This is a genomic window from Micromonospora sp. NBC_01638 (assembly GCF_045209745.1).
Taxonomy (GTDB): domain Bacteria; phylum Actinomycetota; class Actinomycetes; order Mycobacteriales; family Micromonosporaceae; genus Micromonospora.
The window spans coordinates 5,770,055-5,785,960 of sequence record NZ_CP109273.1 but is presented as its reverse complement, the minus strand read 5'-3'; the positions used below and the strand labels follow the sequence as shown (position 1 = coordinate 5,785,960).

Annotated in this window: 12 protein-coding genes, 1 pseudogene and 1 riboswitch; of the genes and pseudogenes, 9 read left to right on the top strand and 4 right to left on the bottom strand. The window is 71.0% G+C overall.

The genetic code is table 11. The features are described 5' to 3' along the window. Positions 1 to 27 precede the first annotated feature (27 nt). From OG811_RS27065 to gcvP, 3 genes are all read left to right on the top strand, one after another. Positions 28 to 1,095, top strand: coding sequence for a MerR family transcriptional regulator (locus tag OG811_RS27065; protein ID WP_406075939.1), 1,068 nt, complete (start codon positions 28 to 30; stop codon positions 1,093 to 1,095). A gap of 93 nt (positions 1,096 to 1,188) precedes the next feature. Further along, positions 1,189 to 2,037 carry an NAD-dependent protein deacetylase gene (locus OG811_RS27060; protein WP_406069737.1) on the top strand — a complete coding sequence of 283 codons (849 nt, stop codon included), beginning with the start codon at positions 1,189 to 1,191 and terminating at the stop codon, positions 2,035 to 2,037. 95 nt (positions 2,038 to 2,132) lie between these two features. Beyond that, a riboswitch (glycine riboswitch) is annotated at positions 2,133 to 2,231 on the top strand. A 72-nt stretch (positions 2,232 to 2,303) separates the two neighbouring features. Then, positions 2,304 to 5,126 carry an aminomethyl-transferring glycine dehydrogenase gene (gcvP, locus tag OG811_RS27055; RefSeq protein ID WP_406069736.1) on the top strand — a complete coding sequence of 941 codons (2,823 nt, stop codon included), beginning with the start codon at positions 2,304 to 2,306 and terminating at the stop codon, positions 5,124 to 5,126. Positions 5,127 to 5,249: 123 nt separating this feature from the next. Here the strand turns inward: gcvP and OG811_RS27050 are convergent, their stop codons facing one another. After that, positions 5,250 to 5,450 (bottom strand): DUF5999 family protein, encoded by a 201-nt coding sequence (locus tag OG811_RS27050; protein ID WP_406069735.1) that lies wholly within the window; start codon positions 5,448 to 5,450, stop codon positions 5,250 to 5,252. Positions 5,451 to 5,546: 96 nt separating this feature from the next. Between OG811_RS27050 and OG811_RS27045 the strand changes: the two genes are divergently transcribed. Together OG811_RS27045 and def are read left to right on the top strand one after the other, a co-directional pair. Next, the gene (locus OG811_RS27045; protein WP_406069733.1) at positions 5,547 to 6,767 is read left to right on the top strand and encodes a chorismate-binding protein; all 1,221 of its coding nucleotides are present in this window, start codon (positions 5,547 to 5,549) and stop codon (positions 6,765 to 6,767) included. A 31-nt stretch (positions 6,768 to 6,798) separates the two neighbouring features. Then, a complete protein-coding gene (def, locus tag OG811_RS27040; protein ID WP_406069731.1) occupies positions 6,799 to 7,308 on the top strand; it encodes a peptide deformylase in 510 nt (169 codons plus the stop codon). A gap of 115 nt (positions 7,309 to 7,423) precedes the next feature. Here the strand turns inward: def and OG811_RS27035 are convergent, their stop codons facing one another. Then, positions 7,424 to 8,197, bottom strand: a complete 774-nt coding sequence (locus OG811_RS27035) for a sulfite exporter TauE/SafE family protein (protein ID WP_406069729.1) — start codon at positions 8,195 to 8,197, stop codon at positions 7,424 to 7,426. A 221-nt stretch (positions 8,198 to 8,418) separates the two neighbouring features. On the opposite strand from OG811_RS27035, the gene OG811_RS27030 reads away from it, so the two are divergent. Continuing rightward, complete coding sequence (locus OG811_RS27030; protein ID WP_406069727.1) at positions 8,419 to 9,162, top strand: response regulator transcription factor; 744 nt, start codon at positions 8,419 to 8,421, stop codon at positions 9,160 to 9,162. Beyond that, positions 9,159 to 10,808, top strand: coding sequence for a sensor histidine kinase (locus tag OG811_RS27025; RefSeq protein WP_406069726.1), 1,650 nt, complete (start codon positions 9,159 to 9,161; stop codon positions 10,806 to 10,808). Before OG811_RS27030 ends, OG811_RS27025 begins: the two co-directional genes overlap by 4 nt. A gap of 24 nt (positions 10,809 to 10,832) precedes the next feature. Here OG811_RS27025 and OG811_RS27020 read toward each other — a convergent pair. Both OG811_RS27020 and OG811_RS27015 read right to left on the bottom strand, forming a co-directional pair. Then, positions 10,833 to 11,414 (bottom strand): annotated as a pseudogene (locus tag OG811_RS27020) (phosphatase PAP2 family protein); the annotation flags it as partial. Between the two features lie 320 nt (positions 11,415 to 11,734). After that, entirely contained in the window at positions 11,735 to 12,688 is a 954-nt protein-coding gene (locus OG811_RS27015; protein WP_406069725.1) for a polysaccharide deacetylase family protein, read from the bottom strand. Between the two features lie 136 nt (positions 12,689 to 12,824). Here OG811_RS27015 and OG811_RS27010 point away from each other — a divergent pair, with 136 nt between their 5' ends. Continuing rightward, positions 12,825 to 13,604 (top strand): endonuclease/exonuclease/phosphatase family protein, encoded by a 780-nt coding sequence (locus OG811_RS27010; RefSeq protein ID WP_406069723.1) that lies wholly within the window; start codon positions 12,825 to 12,827, stop codon positions 13,602 to 13,604. Between the two features lie 123 nt (positions 13,605 to 13,727). Then, on the top strand, positions 13,728 to 15,836 hold the full coding sequence (locus OG811_RS27005) for a M14 family zinc carboxypeptidase (protein WP_406069721.1): 2,109 nt from the start codon (positions 13,728 to 13,730) through the stop codon (positions 15,834 to 15,836). Positions 15,837 to 15,906 lie beyond the last annotated feature (70 nt).

Genomic DNA, 15,906 nt, shown 5'->3' with positions numbered 1-15,906 from the left:
CGTGACCGGCACGAGGAGGATGTCGACGTGGGGCTGATGACCATCGGGGCGTTCGCCCGGGCGGCGAGGCTGACGCCGAAGGCGTTACGCCTGTACGACCAGGTTGGGCTGCTGACGCCGGCCGCTGTCGATCCGGAGTCCGGCTACCGGCTCTATGAACCGGCTCAGCTGCCGGTGGCGCGGCTGGTCGCCCAGTTGCGTCGGCTCGGCATGCCGCTGGCGACGGTCCGGGTCGTGTGTGGCCTGGAACCCGCCGCGGCGGCGGAGGCGATCACCGCGTACTGGCGGCAGGTCAGCGCTGACACCGCGGCTCGCGCCCGGCTCGCCACCCTCCTCGTGGACCACCTGTCTGAAGGGGGCGCCACCATGTCTGACCCGAATCCCACCGTTGCCGTCCGCTGCGCCGCCGGTTGTGACACCGGGCTGGTGCGCGACAGCAACGAGGACACCGTGTACGCCAGCGAGCGGTTGCTGGCCGTGGCCGACGGTATGCGGGGGCCCGGCGGGGCGGCTGCCAGCGCGGCCGCCGTCGACGCCCTGAAGCCGTTGGCGCTCACCGACGTACCGGCCGCCGACCTGCTGACGATGCTGGCCGGTGCGGTGAGCGACGCCGACCGCGCCGTACACGGCTTGGCGACCGACGCCGACCAGCCGGTCACCACGCTGACCGCGCTGCTGCTCAGCGGTTCCCGGGTGGCGCTGGTGCACGTCGGTGACACCCGGGCCTACCTGCTGCGCGGCGGTGAGCTGTCGCTGCTCACCCAGGATCACACCTGGGTGCAGGCGCAGGTTGACCAGGGCAGGCTCGACCAAGGCCAGGCCGCGACGCATCCCCAGCGTGCGGTGCTGGTGCGCGCCCTCGGTGGCGGCCGGCAGGTCGAGGCGGATCTTGCGCTGCGCACCGCGCTGCCCGGGGACCGGTACCTGCTCTGCTCCGACGGGCTGTCCGCGGTCGTCGACCGGGCCGACCTGCGGTCGGCGTTGGCCGCGGCCGCGGATCCCGAGGACACGGTGCGGGAGCTGATCGGTCTGGCGCGGGCCGAGGGGGCGCCGGACAACATCGCCTGCGTCGTCGCCGACGTCGTCGCGGCGTAGCGTCGCCGCCACCGGCTACCCGCGCCGGGTGGGGCCGCCCACCTGGCGCGGGGTTCGGCGTCAGCGGACGGGTTGAGGCAGCATGGAGAAGTGATGGAGAGCCTCGACGCGTTGACCTCGCTGGTGGCCGGTGGTGGGGTGGTGGTGCTCAGCGGCGCGGGCCTGTCCACCGAGTCGGGGATCCCGGATTACCGGGGGCCCAGCGGGGTGGCCCGGCGGCACACGCCGATGACCTTCCAGGCGTTCACCCGGGATCCCCTCGCGCGGCGGCGTTACTGGGCGCGTAGCCACCTGGGGTGGCGGTTGATCGCGGGTGCGGCGCCGAACGTCGGGCACCGGGCGGTGGCCGGGTTGCAACACGCCGGCCTGGTCGACGCGGTGATCACGCAGAACGTCGACGGTCTGCACGGTGCGGCCGGCAGCACGTCGGTGATCGAGTTGCATGGTCGTCTGGACGAGGTGACCTGCCTGGACTGCGGCAACCTGACGTCCCGGGAGGAGTTGGACCGGCGGCTGCGTGAGGCCAACCCGGACTTCGTGGCCCAGGTCGCCGCGGTGAACCCGGACGGTGATGTGGATCTCCCCGACGAGCAGGTGGCGGCGTTCCGGCCGGTGGACTGCGGGATCTGCGGCACCGGGATGTTGAAACCGGACGTGGTGTTCTTCGGCGAGACGGTGCCGCCGCAGCGGGTGGCGAGGTGCTTCGCGGCCGTGGAGCAGGCCCGGTCGTTGCTGGTGCTCGGGTCGTCGTTGACGGTGATGTCGGGGCGGCGTTTCGTGATTCGGGCGGCGAAACGGGGCATCCCGGTGGCCATCGTCAACCAGGGGCCGACCCGTGGCGACGGGCATGCCACCGTGTGCGTCGACGCGCCGTTGGGTGCGCTGTTGCCGGAGCTGGCCGCCCGGGTCGCCGGTGACGCGGCGATGCCGCTGCGGGTGTGAACGGGCCGCCGGCCAGGATCGGCAGGCACGGCGGGCGGCCCGGGGGTAGGACATCTGCCGGAAACACCGGCGCTGGTAGCGTTGACCATGCCGGTAACACCCACGTGGGAGAGACCGCCCGACAGCACGCAGGGCGGCGCCGAAGGGGCAAATCCTCCCCGGAACCTCTCAGGCAAAAGGACCTCGTGGGCAGGCACTGTGGAGCGCCCTCTGGGGTGCGACAGAGGGGGAGGCCGACACGTCGACCTCGCCCCGGGAGCGCCCCCATGACCGTAGAGCAGTTCGCCACCCGTCACATCGGTCCCGGCCCCGACGATGAGCGTCGAATGTTGGAAACCGTCGGGCACGGCTCGATCGACGAGCTGATGGACGCCGCGATTCCCGAGGTGATCCGCTGGCACGGCACCCTCGACCTGCCGGACCCGGCCACCGAGGCCGAGACGATCGCCGAGCTGCGGGCCCTCGCCGCGCGCAACACCGTGGCCGTCTCCATGATCGGCCTGGGCTACCACGGCACGCACACCCCGGCGGTGATCCGCCGCAACGTGCTGGAGGACCCGGCCTGGTACACGGCGTACACGCCGTACCAGCCGGAGATCAGCCAGGGCCGCCTCGAAGCGCTGCTGAACTTCCAGACGATGGTCACCGACCTGACCGGGTTGACCACCGCGAACGCCTCCATGCTCGACGAGGGCACCGCGGCGGCGGAGGCGATGACCCTGGCCCGCCGGGCCTCCAAGAGCAAGAGCAGCGTGTACGTGGTGGACGCCGACGCGTTGCCGCAGACCATCGCGGTCATCACCAGTCGGGCCGAGCCGCTCGGCATCGACGTGCGGATCCTCGACGTCGAGCGCGACGAGTTGCCGGCGGAGTTCTTCGGCCTGCACCTGCAGTACCCGGGGGCGTCCGGGGCGGTCCGTGACCACGCGAGCCTCGTCGAGGCGGCGCACGCCGTCGGCGCCCTGGTGACCGTCGCGGCGGATTTGCTGGCGTTGGCGCTGCTGCGGGCGCCGGGGGAGATCGGCGCGGACGTCGCCGCCGGCACCACCCAACGTTTCGGCGTACCCATGGGCTTCGGTGGGCCGCACGCCGGTTACCTGGCGGTGCGCTCCGGCCTGGAGCGGATGCTGCCCGGGCGCCTCGTCGGGGTGTCGCGCGACGCGGCCGGCAACCCGGCCTACCGGTTGGCGTTGCAGACCCGTGAGCAGCACATCCGGCGGGAGAAGGCGACCAGCAACATCTGCACCGCGCAGGTGCTGCTCGCGGTGATGGCCGGCATGTACGCGGTCTACCACGGCCCGGACGGGCTGCGGGACATCGCGACGCGTACCCATGGCATGGCGGCGCGGCTCGCGGCCGGGTTGCGCGCCGGTGGCGTGGACGTCGCGGACGTCGCGTTCTTCGACACCGTCACCGCGAGCGTGCCGGGACGGGCGGCGCAGGTCGTCGCCGCGGCCGCCGAGCGGGGGGTGAACCTGCGGCTGGTCGACGCCGACCGGGTGAGTGTGTCCTGCGACGAGACGACCACCGTGGCGCACCTGGCGGCGGTGTGGGCGGCGTTCGGTGTGTCCCCCTTCGACGGCGATGGCGTGACGGCCCTGCCGGTCGAGTTTCGTCGCACGACTGACTTCCTGACCCACCCGGTGTTCCGCAGTCACCACTCGGAGACGGCGATGCTGCGTTACCTGCGGCGGCTGTCGGACTTCGACTACGCCCTGGACCGGGGCATGATCCCGCTCGGGTCGTGCACGATGAAGCTCAACGCGACCACCGAGATGGAGCCGATCAGCTGGGCGGAGTTCGCGCACATCCACCCGTTCGCGCCGGACGCGCAGACCGCCGGGTACCGGGAGATGATCGGTCAGCTGGAGTCGTGGCTGGCCGAGGTGACCGGCTACGACGCGGTCAGTGTGCAGCCCAACGCCGGTTCGCAGGGTGAGCTGGCCGGGCTGCTGGCCATCCGGGCGTTCCACCACAGCCGCGGCGAGGCGCACCGCGACGTGTGCCTGATCCCGTCGTCGGCGCACGGCACCAATGCGGCCTCGGCGGTGATGGCCGGCATGCGGGTGGTCGTGGTGGCCTGCGACGAGGACGGCAACGTCGACCTGGTCGACCTCGACGCGAAGATCGACAAGCATCGGGACGCGCTCGCCGGGATCATGGTGACGTACCCGTCGACGCACGGGGTGTACGAGACGGGCATCGCGTCGCTGTGCGCGAAGGTCCACGACGCCGGTGGGCAGGTGTACGTCGACGGGGCGAACCTCAACGCCCTGGTCGGGTTCGCCAAGCCGGGCAAGTTCGGGGCGGACGTGTCGCACCTCAACCTGCACAAGACGTTCTGCATCCCGCACGGCGGCGGTGGCCCGGGTGTCGGTCCGGTGGCGGTGCGCGCGCACCTGGCGCCGTTCCTGCCCGGTGACCCGCTGGGCGCGCACGTCGACGCGACGCCGGCGATCTCGGCGGCGAAGTACGGGTCGGCGGGGATCCTGCCGATCCCGTGGGCGTACCTGCGGATGATGGGCGCGGCCGGGCTGACCCGGGCGACCGGTGTGGCGGTCCTCGCGGCGAACTACGTGGCGGCGCGCCTGCGGGGGCACTTCCCGGTGCTGTACGCCGGCAACAAGGGCCTGGTGGCGCACGAGTGCATCCTCGACCTGCGGCCGTTGACGAAGGCGACCGGCGTGAGCGTGGACGACGTGGCGAAGCGGCTGATCGACTACGGCTTCCACGCGCCGACGATGTCGTTCCCGGTGGCGGGGACGCTGATGGTGGAACCGACCGAGAGTGAGGACCTGGCCGAGCTGGACCGGTTCTGCGACGCGATGATCGCGATTCGGGCCGAGATCGAGCAGGTGGGGTCGGGGCAGTGGCCGGCGGGGGACAACCCCCTGGCCAACGCGCCGCACACCGCGGTCATGGTCAGCGGTGACGAGTGGTCGCACCCGTACCCGCGGTCGGTGGGCGCGTACCCGGCCGGGGTGGACCGGGCCGGAAAATACTGGCCGCCGGTGCGGCGTATCGACGGCGCGTACGGCGACCGGAATCTGGTCTGCTCGTGCCCGTCGCCGGAGGCGTTCGAAGACTGACGACGGGCGAGCCGGGGCGGGCGGTACGCCTGCCCCGGCAGCCGCTGCGACCTGGGCTCAGACGTCCCTTACCGGGGGACTAGCCTGGTCGGCGGCGGCTATTCGGTGACGCTGGGTGGTCGATCAGGCCACAAGGGCGTGGCCGGCGGGGCCGCGGTGCGGTGCGATGCTGCTGCCGTCGGGGAGCAGCTCGCCGGTGTCCTCGAAGACGATGACACCGTTGCAGAGCAGGCTCCAGCCCTGCTCACGGAAGCAGGCGAGGACTCGCGCGGCTTCTCGGTCGGTGGCTTCAGCGGAGGGGCAGGTCGGTTGGTGCTGGCACATCGGGTTCTCCGGACTGTGGGGGCACTGTGTCATGGTTCACATGACCAGTGACGCACAGTACCAAGCGAAGGTGTCCAGCATCGAGCAGGTGTCCGCTTGGCGCACGGGAAATCCACTGAACGGATGAGGAAGGTTGGACCGTACGGCGTGGAAACGCTCCCACAGGTGTTGGTCGATGTGCCGGTGGCACCGGCCGCGTGCCGGGACGCACTCACCGAACGCGCGCGCCTGCAGTGGCGCCGCGGCGACGGCGGCGACCCCGCCGCGCTCGCCGAGGAGTTCCTCGCCGCGCACGGCCTGCCGCTGCACGACCTGACCCGGCCCGCCCCCGCGCACCCCACCACCGGTGCCTGCGGCGCCGCCCTCTACCTGTCCGCCGCCGCCGGGGCACTACTCGCCGGCGCCACCCCCGGCGCACCCGACCCCACGCCGGCCCTGCCCGACCTCGCCGTGGTGGTCTACGACCACGGCACCACCCGGGCCACACCACCCGGCCCACCAGCACCGTGGTGGCTCGGCCCATGGGCCGAGAGCTGGACCCCCCGCCAGCACGCCGACGCCGTCGACGCGGTCCGCGCCGCCATCGGCCGCGGCGACGTCTACCAGACCAACCTCGTCGGACACGCCGCCGCCCGCTACACCGGCGACCCGCTGCCCGCCCTGAGCCGCCTCGGCGCGCTCCCCGGCGCCCGCTACGGCGGCGTGCTAACCGGCGACGGCTGGGCGATCGGCTGCGCCTCACCGGAAACCCTCGTCGAGGTCACCGACGGGCACCTGATCACCCGACCCATCAAAGGCACCCGCCCGGCCACCGCCGCCGGCCGCGCCGAGCTCCTCGCCAGCGCGAAGGAACGCGCCGAACACATCATGATCGTCGACCTGGAACGCAACGACCTCGCCCGCATCGCCCGCACCGGCACCGTCCACGTCGACGACCTGTTCGCCGTCCGCCGCTGGTGTGACCTGTGGCAGGCCGAGTCGACCGTACGCGCCGCCGCCGCCGACGGCCTCGGCCTCGCCGACCTGCTGCGCGCCACCTGCCCCGGCGGCTCCGTCACCGGCGCGCCCAAACTCGCCGCCCTGACCCAGATCAGCACCCTCGAACCCGTCGGTCGGGGCGCCAGCATGGGCGCGCTGGGCTGGGTCGCCCCCGGCCGCGTCGACCTCGGCCTGACCATCCGCACCGCCGCCGCCGACGGCTACCAGCTGCACACCTGGGCCGGCGGCGGCATCACCTGGGACAGCGACGCAGGCGCCGAGGTCGCCGAAGCCGCCGCGAAAACCGCCCCGATCCGCGCCACCCTGGCCGGGCGCTGAACCCCCCGCCACCGGCGATACGCTGATCCACATGACCATGCGGCCCATCCGGATCATCGGCGACCCCGTCCTGCGCACCGGATGCGAGCCGGTCACCACCTTCGACGCCGACCTGCGCGCCCTGGTCACCGACCTGATGGACACCCTGCTCGGCGCGCCCGGCCGCGCCGGCGTCGCCGCACCCCAGATCGGGGTCAGCGCCCAGGTGTTCGTCTACGACGCCGACGGGCACCGCGGCCACCTGATCAACCCCACCCTGGAACTGTCCAAGGAACGTCAGGACGACGAGGAGGGGTGCCTGTCCATCCCCGGGCTGTACTTCCCGACCGTACGGGCCCTGCACGCCACCGCTCACGGCGTCGACCAGCACGGCGAGCCGCTGACCATCGCCGGCAGCGGGTTCCTCGCCCGCGCCCTGCAACACGAAACCGACCACCTGCGCGGCACGCTCTACGTCGACACCCTGCGCGGCGACGTCCGCCGCCGTGCCCTGCGCGAGATCCGCGCCGGTCGTTTCGACTCACCCAGCCGCCGCCGCTGACCTCCCACCGCCTACGAGGCGGTCAGCGAATACTCGTCGTACTCGGCGACCCGGGTGAAACCCACCCGCTCGTACAGCCCGGTCGTGCTCCGCGCGTACCGGCATCAGCGCCGGCTCACCGGGCCAGCCACTGGTCGTGACCAAGCTTGGCGACCAACGCCACCACCACGACCAGCAGCACCACCCGCACGAACCCCGACCCGCGGCGCAACGCCATCCGCGCGCCCAGCACCGCGCCGGCGATGTTGCACACCGCCATCCCGGCACCCAGCAGCCACCACACGTGCCCGGTCACCCCGAACACCACCAGCGCACCCAGGTTCGTGCCCGCGTTGACCACCTTCGCCATCGCCGAGCCGTGCACGAAGTCCGCGCCGATCAGCGCGGTGAACGCCAACACCAGGAACGTGCCGGTGCCCGGACCGATCAATCCGTCGTACAGGGCGATGCCCAGCCCGGCCAACGCGATCACCGCCGCCACCCGCGCCGGGGTCCGCCGCTGCGGCTGCGCCACCACGCCCAGCCGGGGCCGCAGCAGCACGAACAGCGCCACCGACACCAGCACCACCAGCACCACCGGCCGGTACGCCGACGCCGGCACCGCGCCAGCCAGCGCGGCACCCACCCCGGCGCTGAGCACCGCCACGCCCGCCGTCGGCCCCGCCACCCGCCAGTCGACCTTCGTGCGCCGCGCGTACGTCGCCGCCGCGGTGGCCGTACCGAAGATCGCGGCCAGCTTGTTGGTGCCCAGCGCCGTGGCCACCGGCAGCCCGGGCGCGGCCACCAGCAACGCCGGCAACAGCAGCAGACCACCACCACCGACCACGGCGTCGACCCAACCGGCCAGGACCGCGGCGGCCAACAGGGTGCTCAGCGATACGGCGTCCACGAGCGGCCATTCTTCCCACCCGCGGCCGCCCGGCCCGCACCAGAGTGGCCAGCCTCACCAGTCCCTGATCCCGATCTCAGCGCCCGCCGGGGCCGGCCGGCCGGGGTGGTGTCACCCATGCCGGCCCAGCCGCGAGGTCGCCAGTTCCTCATGAAACGCTCACAGGTTCTTCATGGCAGCTCGTTTGAATCGGGTACGAAGCCGGTGGCAGGGTGGTGAGGATGGGCGCGCGGATCTTGGTGGCTGAGGATGAGCCCAAGCAGGCGAATCTGATGCGGATGTACCTCGAACGGGAGGGTCACAGCGTGTTGGTGTTCGGCGACGGGCGAGCGGCGCTTGATGCGGCGCGGGCTCGCCGGCCAGATCTGGTGGTCCTCGATGTCATGATGCCGGTCATCGGCGGTCTTGACGTGTGCCGGATTCTGCGTGCCGAATCGACGGTTCCGATTCTGCTCTTGACGGCCCGGAGCACTGAGGATGACATCCTCCTGGGTCTGGACGTCGGTGCGGACGACTATCTCACCAAGCCCTACAGTCCGCGGGAGCTGACTGCTCGGGTTCGTGCTCTGCTGCGTCGTGCGGGCGTGGTGGGCGCAGGCGGTCAGGAGGTGCTTCGGGTGGGTGATCTGGAGGTGGACGCCGCCCGGTTCAGGGTGCGGGTGGACGGGCGGGAAGCCGTTTTGACGGCCAAGGAGTTCGGCATTCTTGAGGTGCTCGCTGGTGACCCAGGCCGGGCGTTCACCCGGGCGCAGATCATTGACCGGGCCTTTGGCTTCGACCATCTGGTGCTTGAGCGCACCGTCGATGCGCACGTGATGAATTTGCGGCGCAAAATCGAAGTCGACCCCGCCAGACCCCGATATGTGCAGACGGTCTTCGGGCGCGGGTACCGATTGGCAGACCAGGGCGCGACCGACTCGAAGAAACCCCCGGTTGGGCAATCGCCGCGAAAGACGGGTCCGTGAGTTTCCGACTACGGGTGCTCCTGCTGGTGGCGCTGGTGGCGGTGAGCGCGACGTCTGCGACGACCTGGTTGAGCCTGCGCGAGGTCTCGCAGCAGATCGACGAGTCCGCCACCATCGACCGCGCCCAGCTCGACCAGGTCAGCGCGGCGCTGCTCGACTACGGGAGTCGTCACGGCACCTGGGAGGGCGTCGCCGACCTCGCGGACGACCTGAGCCACAAGCTCGGACAGCGCATCCACCTGCAATCCGAGGCGGGCGTCGTGATCGTGGACACCGACACTATGGCGGGTCGCACAGCCCGCAAGGTCGGCAACGTGACCGCCTTGATCGATCCGCGACCGAAACTATCGCCCACGCGGCTAACCGCCGACACCACCACGCACTCGATCCGCTCCTACCGGGCCGGGGCGACTTTCGCCGCCTGCCTGGCTCGAGTCAACCTGGGCGTCACGATGCAGCCTGACAGTCACGGCGTGCCCACGTTCAACCTCGACCCAGCAGACCGCGACAAAACCCTGGGTGATCGGCCGGGTTCGATGGTGGCTGCGGAATGCCGGCAGCAAGCCGACCGTGCGGGAGCGAGCACCGACCTGGATCAAGCGCGCGTCGCGGTCTGCCGGACTGAAGCGGTCGGATCGTCGGAGGGCTGTCTGGCCCAGGCGTTCACCGATCAGATCAGCGCCGTGGCGCCCGTGCCGGTACGGGTCTACCTGGGCGCGGGGGGTTACGCCACACCTGTGCTGGCGATCGGTCCGCTGTTGGCGGCGGCGGCGGTCGTGATGACGATTGCCCTTGTCGGCACCGCCCTGCTCAGCCGGCGAGTGTTGCGCCCGATTCGCACACTCACCGCTGCGTCCCATCGGCTGGGCGACGGCGACCTGTCCAATCGGGTGCCGGTGCGGGGCAACGACGAGTTGGCCGGGCTGGCCCGATCCTTCAACCAGATGGCAGATTCGCTGCGATCGGCGGAGGAGCGCCAGCGTCGGCTGATCGCCGACGTCGCCCACGAGTTGCGCACGCCGCTGGCGAACCTTCGGGGCTACCTGGAGGCGCTCCAGGACGGGGTGATCGCGCCGGGGCCGGAACTGTTCGCCAGCTTGCACGACGAGGCGGTGCTCCAGCAACGGATCGTCGACGACCTGCAGGATCTGGCGCTGGCGGAAGCGGGGCAGTTGGCGTACCACCGGGTTCCGGTCGACGTAGCGGAACTGCTGGAGACGTGCCGTACCGCCCATCGATCCCGAGCAGAAGCCGACCGAGTGGCGTTGGCCGTGCGTGCGGAGCCGGCCACCGTGCACGGCGATCCGGATCGGTTACGCCAATTGATCGGCAACCTCATCACCAACGCGTTACGGGCCACTCCCGCCGGGGGTCGAATCACGCTGGAGGCCCACCACGCGCAGGGAACCGTCGTGGTGCGAATCGTCGACACGGGCTGCGGCATCGCCTCCGACGCGCTTCCCCACATCTTCGAGCGGTTCTGGCGGGGCGATCCGGCCCGGGGTCGACACACCGGTGGCAGCGGCCTCGGCCTGTCGATCGCCCGACAGATCATCACCGACCACGGCGGCTCGATCGAGGTCGCCAGCCAGGTCGGCGCCGGTTGCACGTTCACCATCACCCTGCCGGCGATATCCGCGACCTGAGCGCGCCCGATCCACGAGCGCGCCAAGCGCCATCGCTGCACCGACGTACACCCAGCCGAACAGCACGTCAACGACCCAGTGTTCGCCGGTGTAGACCAGGGTCACCGCCATCGCCAGCGGATACGCCAGCAGCAGCGGCACCCACCGACGGCGCACCCGGCGGAGAAAGAACACCACCGCGAGCAGAGCGAAAGCCGCATGCAGAGAGGGCATGGCGGCGACCGGATTGGCGAGAGTCTGCCCCTGAGTGACCAGGTTCCCGGCGCCGTGCAGCCCCATCGCATGCCAGCCCCGGGTGGAGATCCGGACGATCGGTGGTGCGACCTCGTGCACGGAGGCCCACCACGGAGGCGCGGCCGGATAGGCGAAGTACGTGCCCAGACCCAGTGCGGTGAGCACGAACCACCGGGTGGTGAACGCGATCCAGACCGGCCGGGCGCGAAGCCACAGCACCACCGCTATCGTCAACGTGACCGCAAAATGGCTGAAATAGACCCAACTTGCCAGAATGTCGTACCAGTGGACCGTGTCCGGGTCGTAGAGATGATGCTGCAACCACACGGTCGGCAGCTCACCACCGAACACGGCACGGTCCAGCGCGATCATCTCGGTCACGTGAGGGGTAGCGCCATTGTCCGCGAGCCCCCGACTGACGTCGTAGACGATCAGCAGCACCGCCACCGGCAGCCAGTCGCGTGCGAAACGCAGATGCTCGCGCGGTGGGAGCCGGATGTTCCAGCAGACGGTGGCGGCCCACATCCAGCCAAGTGCGGCGGTGATGTCCGTCGGCAGACCGATGGTCAGCCACCACGCGACGAACGCGACGACCAGGAGGGCGAACGCGGCCACCCGCCGGTCACCCGTCACCGGCCGTCCCGCAGCGGAACCGACGTCGCGCCGCAGCTCGACGTCCGACGTGCGGCGGGTCACCGGCGCGTCGCCGACTCGGCCAGCAGGTCGGAAACCCGCACGAACTCGAAGCCCCGGCGGCGCAGGCCCTGAATCATCCCCGCGAGACCCTGAATGGCGACCAGCCGGTCAGCGGGTCCGGTGTCGTGGGCGAGGAGAATCGTCCCCGGGGTGCAGGCATTGACGATGTAGTCCGTCAACCCCCCCGGGTCGCCCGGGTACTCCGATTCGATCATCTGCCGATTCCACAGAATGATCTGATAACCCAGCTCGTTCGCGGCCAGCATGCTACTGCCGGCCAGGTGCCCGTACGGCGGGCGCAACAGGGTCGGCTCCCGGCCGGTCAGCCGGGCCAGTTCGTGATGAGCACGGCTGATCGCCGCACGACTGTCCTCGACGGTCATCCGGGCCAGATCCCGATGCGCCCACGTGTGATTCCCGACCTCGTGCTCAGCTAGCTTCCCAGCGACGAGATCGCCGTAACGGCGCGCGTTCGCGCCCAGCATGAAAAACGTGGCCCGGGCCCGGGCCTCAGCCAGGATCGCCAACACCTGCGGCGTCCAGTTCGGCGCAGGCCCATCATCAAAGGTCAGCGCGATCAGCTGCTTGGCCGTGTCCACCCCCCACACCACATTCAGGTGAGACGACCTGGGCGGCGTGCGACGGTCGGCGTGAACGGTGGCGGCGTACCCGCCGTAGAACGGCAAAGGATCATCGGCCGTGAACGCATCGTAGCCACGCTTCCCAGCGGCAGCCACCCCCGCGCCAGCCAAAGCTGAGGCAACACCCGCGAGCACTCGCCGTCGTGACGGCACCGGGCGCGCAGATGAGGCATCAGGGAGGGGCCGCGCCGTGCGGTCACGGCCGGCCATGGCGATCGACATGCCCGCAGAGTAGGAACCAGCCATGAAGAAAAGATCAAGAAGCGACGAAGCCGCAATGCGCACCGGAGCAGGCGCGCCGAGCGCCACCCACGTACGAGACGTCAGCGACCCCGCGCCCGCCGCAACCACACCCCCAACGCGCCCATCGCCACGAACACCAGCACCGAACACAGCAGCACCTTCAGCACCCGGCAACCCTGCCACGGGGACGTAGGGTGCAGGGGTGCGCCTGGCCACCTTCAACCTGCTGCACGGACGATCCCTCACCGACGGCCTCGTCGACCCCGACCGGCTCACCGCCGCCGTCGGCGCCCTCGACGCCGACGTCCTCGCCCTGCAGGAGGTCGACCGCGACCAGAGCCGCAGCGGCAACCTCGACCTCACCTCCATCGCCGCCCGCGCCCTCGACGCACCCCACCACCGCTTCGCCGCCGCCGTCGTCGGCACCCCCGGCGAACAGTTCCGCCCCCTGCGCCACGACGACGACGGCCACGGCGAACCCTGCTACGGCATCGGCCTGATCAGCCGGCACCCGGTGCGCACCTGGCAGGTCACCCGCCTCAAGCCCGCACCCGTACGCTCCCCGGTCTACGTGCCCGGCCCCGGCGGCGGCCTCGTCCTGCTGCACGACGAACCCCGCGTCGTGCTCGCCGCCGTCCTGGACACCCCACACGGCCCGCTCACCGTCGCCGCGACCCACCTGTCCTTCGTCCCCGGCTGGAACGCCCGCCAACTACGGCAGACCGTCCGCGCCCTGCGCGCGTTGCCCGCTCCCCGCGTCCTGCTCGGCGACCTCAACCTGCCCGCCGGCGCGGCCCGGCTCATCTCCGGCTGGCGCCCCCTGGGCCGCTGCCCCACCTACCCCGCCGGGCAACCCCGCGTCCAACTCGACCACATCCTCGCCGACCGGCACGCCCTCGATCAGCTCCCCCCGGTACGCGCGGTCACCACTCCGCTGTCCACCATCTCCGACCACCGGCCCCTACTCGTCGACCTCGGCTGAAACCGGTCACCCCAGATCCACCCGGCGGTGTCGAGTCGCAAGATTCCCTCAAGATCATTGCATCGACGATCTCCGACGATCATGCTGGTCGAACCGCGCCACGATCAACTCGTCGGAGGCCACATGAGACGCCAGCGACCCACCGTCATCGCCATATCCACACTCCTCGCTATCACCCTCGCCGCCGCACCAACCCCCGCCAACGCCCAGAGCGCCGCGCAACCGAACCAGGTCGCCGACCTCACCGTCCGCCAAGCCGACGGGTACGCCACCCTCGCCTGGCAACCCGTTGACGGCGCCACCGACTACCAGATCGAACGCACCGCCGTCGACGCCAACGGCACCCCCACCGGCGCACCCACCATCGCCGGCATCTGGCGACCCAACCGCCAGATCAACCAACAGGCACCCACCTTCGCCGACGCCGGCTTCAACCCCGGAGACACGTTCCAATGGCGGGTACGCGCCCGCGCCGGCACCACCGAACAGCCCTACTCCGACCCGGTCGTCGCCACCACCACCGCACCCTGGGGCAACCCCGCAACCCCTGGCGAGCAACTGCGCACCCAGTGGGAGACCACCCGGGCCGCGCAATACACCAGCGACACCGACGAGTACGCCTACACCGCCGCCATCGACACCCTCAGCGACCGCGTCCGTATCGTCGAACTCGGCCGCACCCTGCAGAACCGACCCATCAACATGATGGTCATCGGTTACCCCACCCCGGCAGCGACCCCGGCGGCCGTCGCCGCCACCGCACCCGTGGCCATCAACTGCAACGTGCACGGCAACGAACCGGGCGACCGCGAAGCCTGCCTCATCATGGCCCGGCAACTCGCCTTCAGCACCGACCCCCGCATCACAGACCTGCTCAGCCGCACCACCGTCCTGATCGTCCCCACCATCAACGGCGATGGCCGGGCCGCCAACACCCGCGGCAACTCCACCGGCCAGGACCTCAACCGCGACTACTCCCTGATCCGCCAGCCGGAGACCGCCGCGTACATCAAGATGGTCCGCGACTACCGACCCGTCGCCGGCTACGACGGCCACGAGTTCGGCAACGCCCGCGCCGGTGACCTGCCGATGCTGCCGCCCCGCCACCAGAACGTCGCCCAACCCATCTTCGACCAGTCCCAGGACATGATCGAAGGCCACATGTACGCCAAGGGCGCCGAAGACGGCTGGTGGGCCTGCCCCTACGGCTGCGAAGGCGGCGGCAACGTCGGCCTCAGCGAGGAAACCATCCTGCGCAACACCCTCGGCCTCAAGAACGTCGCCAACTCCCTGCTGGAACTGCGCAGCTCCGGCGGCCAGACCCGACCCGACGAGGGCAACACCGCCAACAACCGGCGCCGCAAGACCTACTCCGCGCTGTGGACGTTCCACCAGTTCATCGACTACCACCGCGCCGACCGCGACGAGATCCTCAACTCCCGCGCCGAGTCCATCGAGATCCAGGCCGCCAACACCGGCCGCCTCGTCTTCCGCGGCTCCCGACCGATCCCCGCCCACCCCGCCCCGCACCCCGGCGACAGCCCGCCGCCGCTCGACGCACCCCGCGCCGACCTCATCCTCGACAACGCGCCGTGCGCCTACAAGCTCACCGACGCGCAGTACAACGGCGCCCGCACCGACGGGCCAGGGGGAGTGGGCACCACAGTCGCGCAGCGCATCGCCACCCACGGCTGGAAGGTCATCAAAACCGGCGACGACTACTACGTGCCCCTCAACCAGCCCGAACGCGGCCTCATCCCGCTGCTGCTCGACACCAAGGGCGTGGAGAAGCTGACCGACGGCGAACGCATCTACCCGACCCTCACCGGCCGACGCAACGGACCACTGACCGTCTCCGGCTTCACCTGCGCCGCCAACGCCACCATCAACGGCCCGGTCACCGTCCGTGCCGGCGCGGCACTCGTCGCGACCGGAACGACCATCAGCGGCCCGGTCAGCGCCACCGGCGCCGCCGGCGTCCTCCTCGCCGACAGCTCCATCAACGGCCCGGTCCAGATCGCCAACACCACCGACGCGATCTCCATCATCGACGTCACCATCGCCGGCCCGGTCACCCTGTCCGGCAACACCACCGGCACCGACGCACCCCTGCTGGCCGGCAGCACCATCCGCGGCCCGCTCAACTGCACCGCAAACAGCCCCGCCCCGATCAACCTCGGCGTCAACAACACCGTGCACGGCCCGCGCACCAACCAGTGCGCGGCACTGTGACCGCCAGATAGTCGAGCCACCGTGCCGGCGGCGCGGGCACCACGCCCGCGCCGCCGGCACAACCCATCCA

Excerpts from the sequence above, each read along its gene's own strand:
- OG811_RS27060 (WP_406069737.1), top strand. The coding sequence starts at position 1,189 with ATGGAGAGCCTCGACGCGTTGACCTCGCTGGTGGCCGGTGGTGGGGTG.
- gcvP (WP_406069736.1), top strand. The coding sequence starts at position 2,304 with ATGACCGTAGAGCAGTTCGCCACCCGTCACATCGGTCCCGGCCCCGAC.
- OG811_RS27050 (WP_406069735.1), bottom strand. The coding sequence starts at position 5,450 with ATGTGCCAGCACCAACCGACCTGCCCCTCCGCTGAAGCCACCGACCGA.
- def (WP_406069731.1), top strand. The coding sequence starts at position 6,799 with ATGACCATGCGGCCCATCCGGATCATCGGCGACCCCGTCCTGCGCACC.
- OG811_RS27030 (WP_406069727.1), top strand. The coding sequence starts at position 8,419 with ATGGGCGCGCGGATCTTGGTGGCTGAGGATGAGCCCAAGCAGGCGAAT.
- OG811_RS27005 (WP_406069721.1), top strand. The coding sequence starts at position 13,728 with ATGAGACGCCAGCGACCCACCGTCATCGCCATATCCACACTCCTCGCT.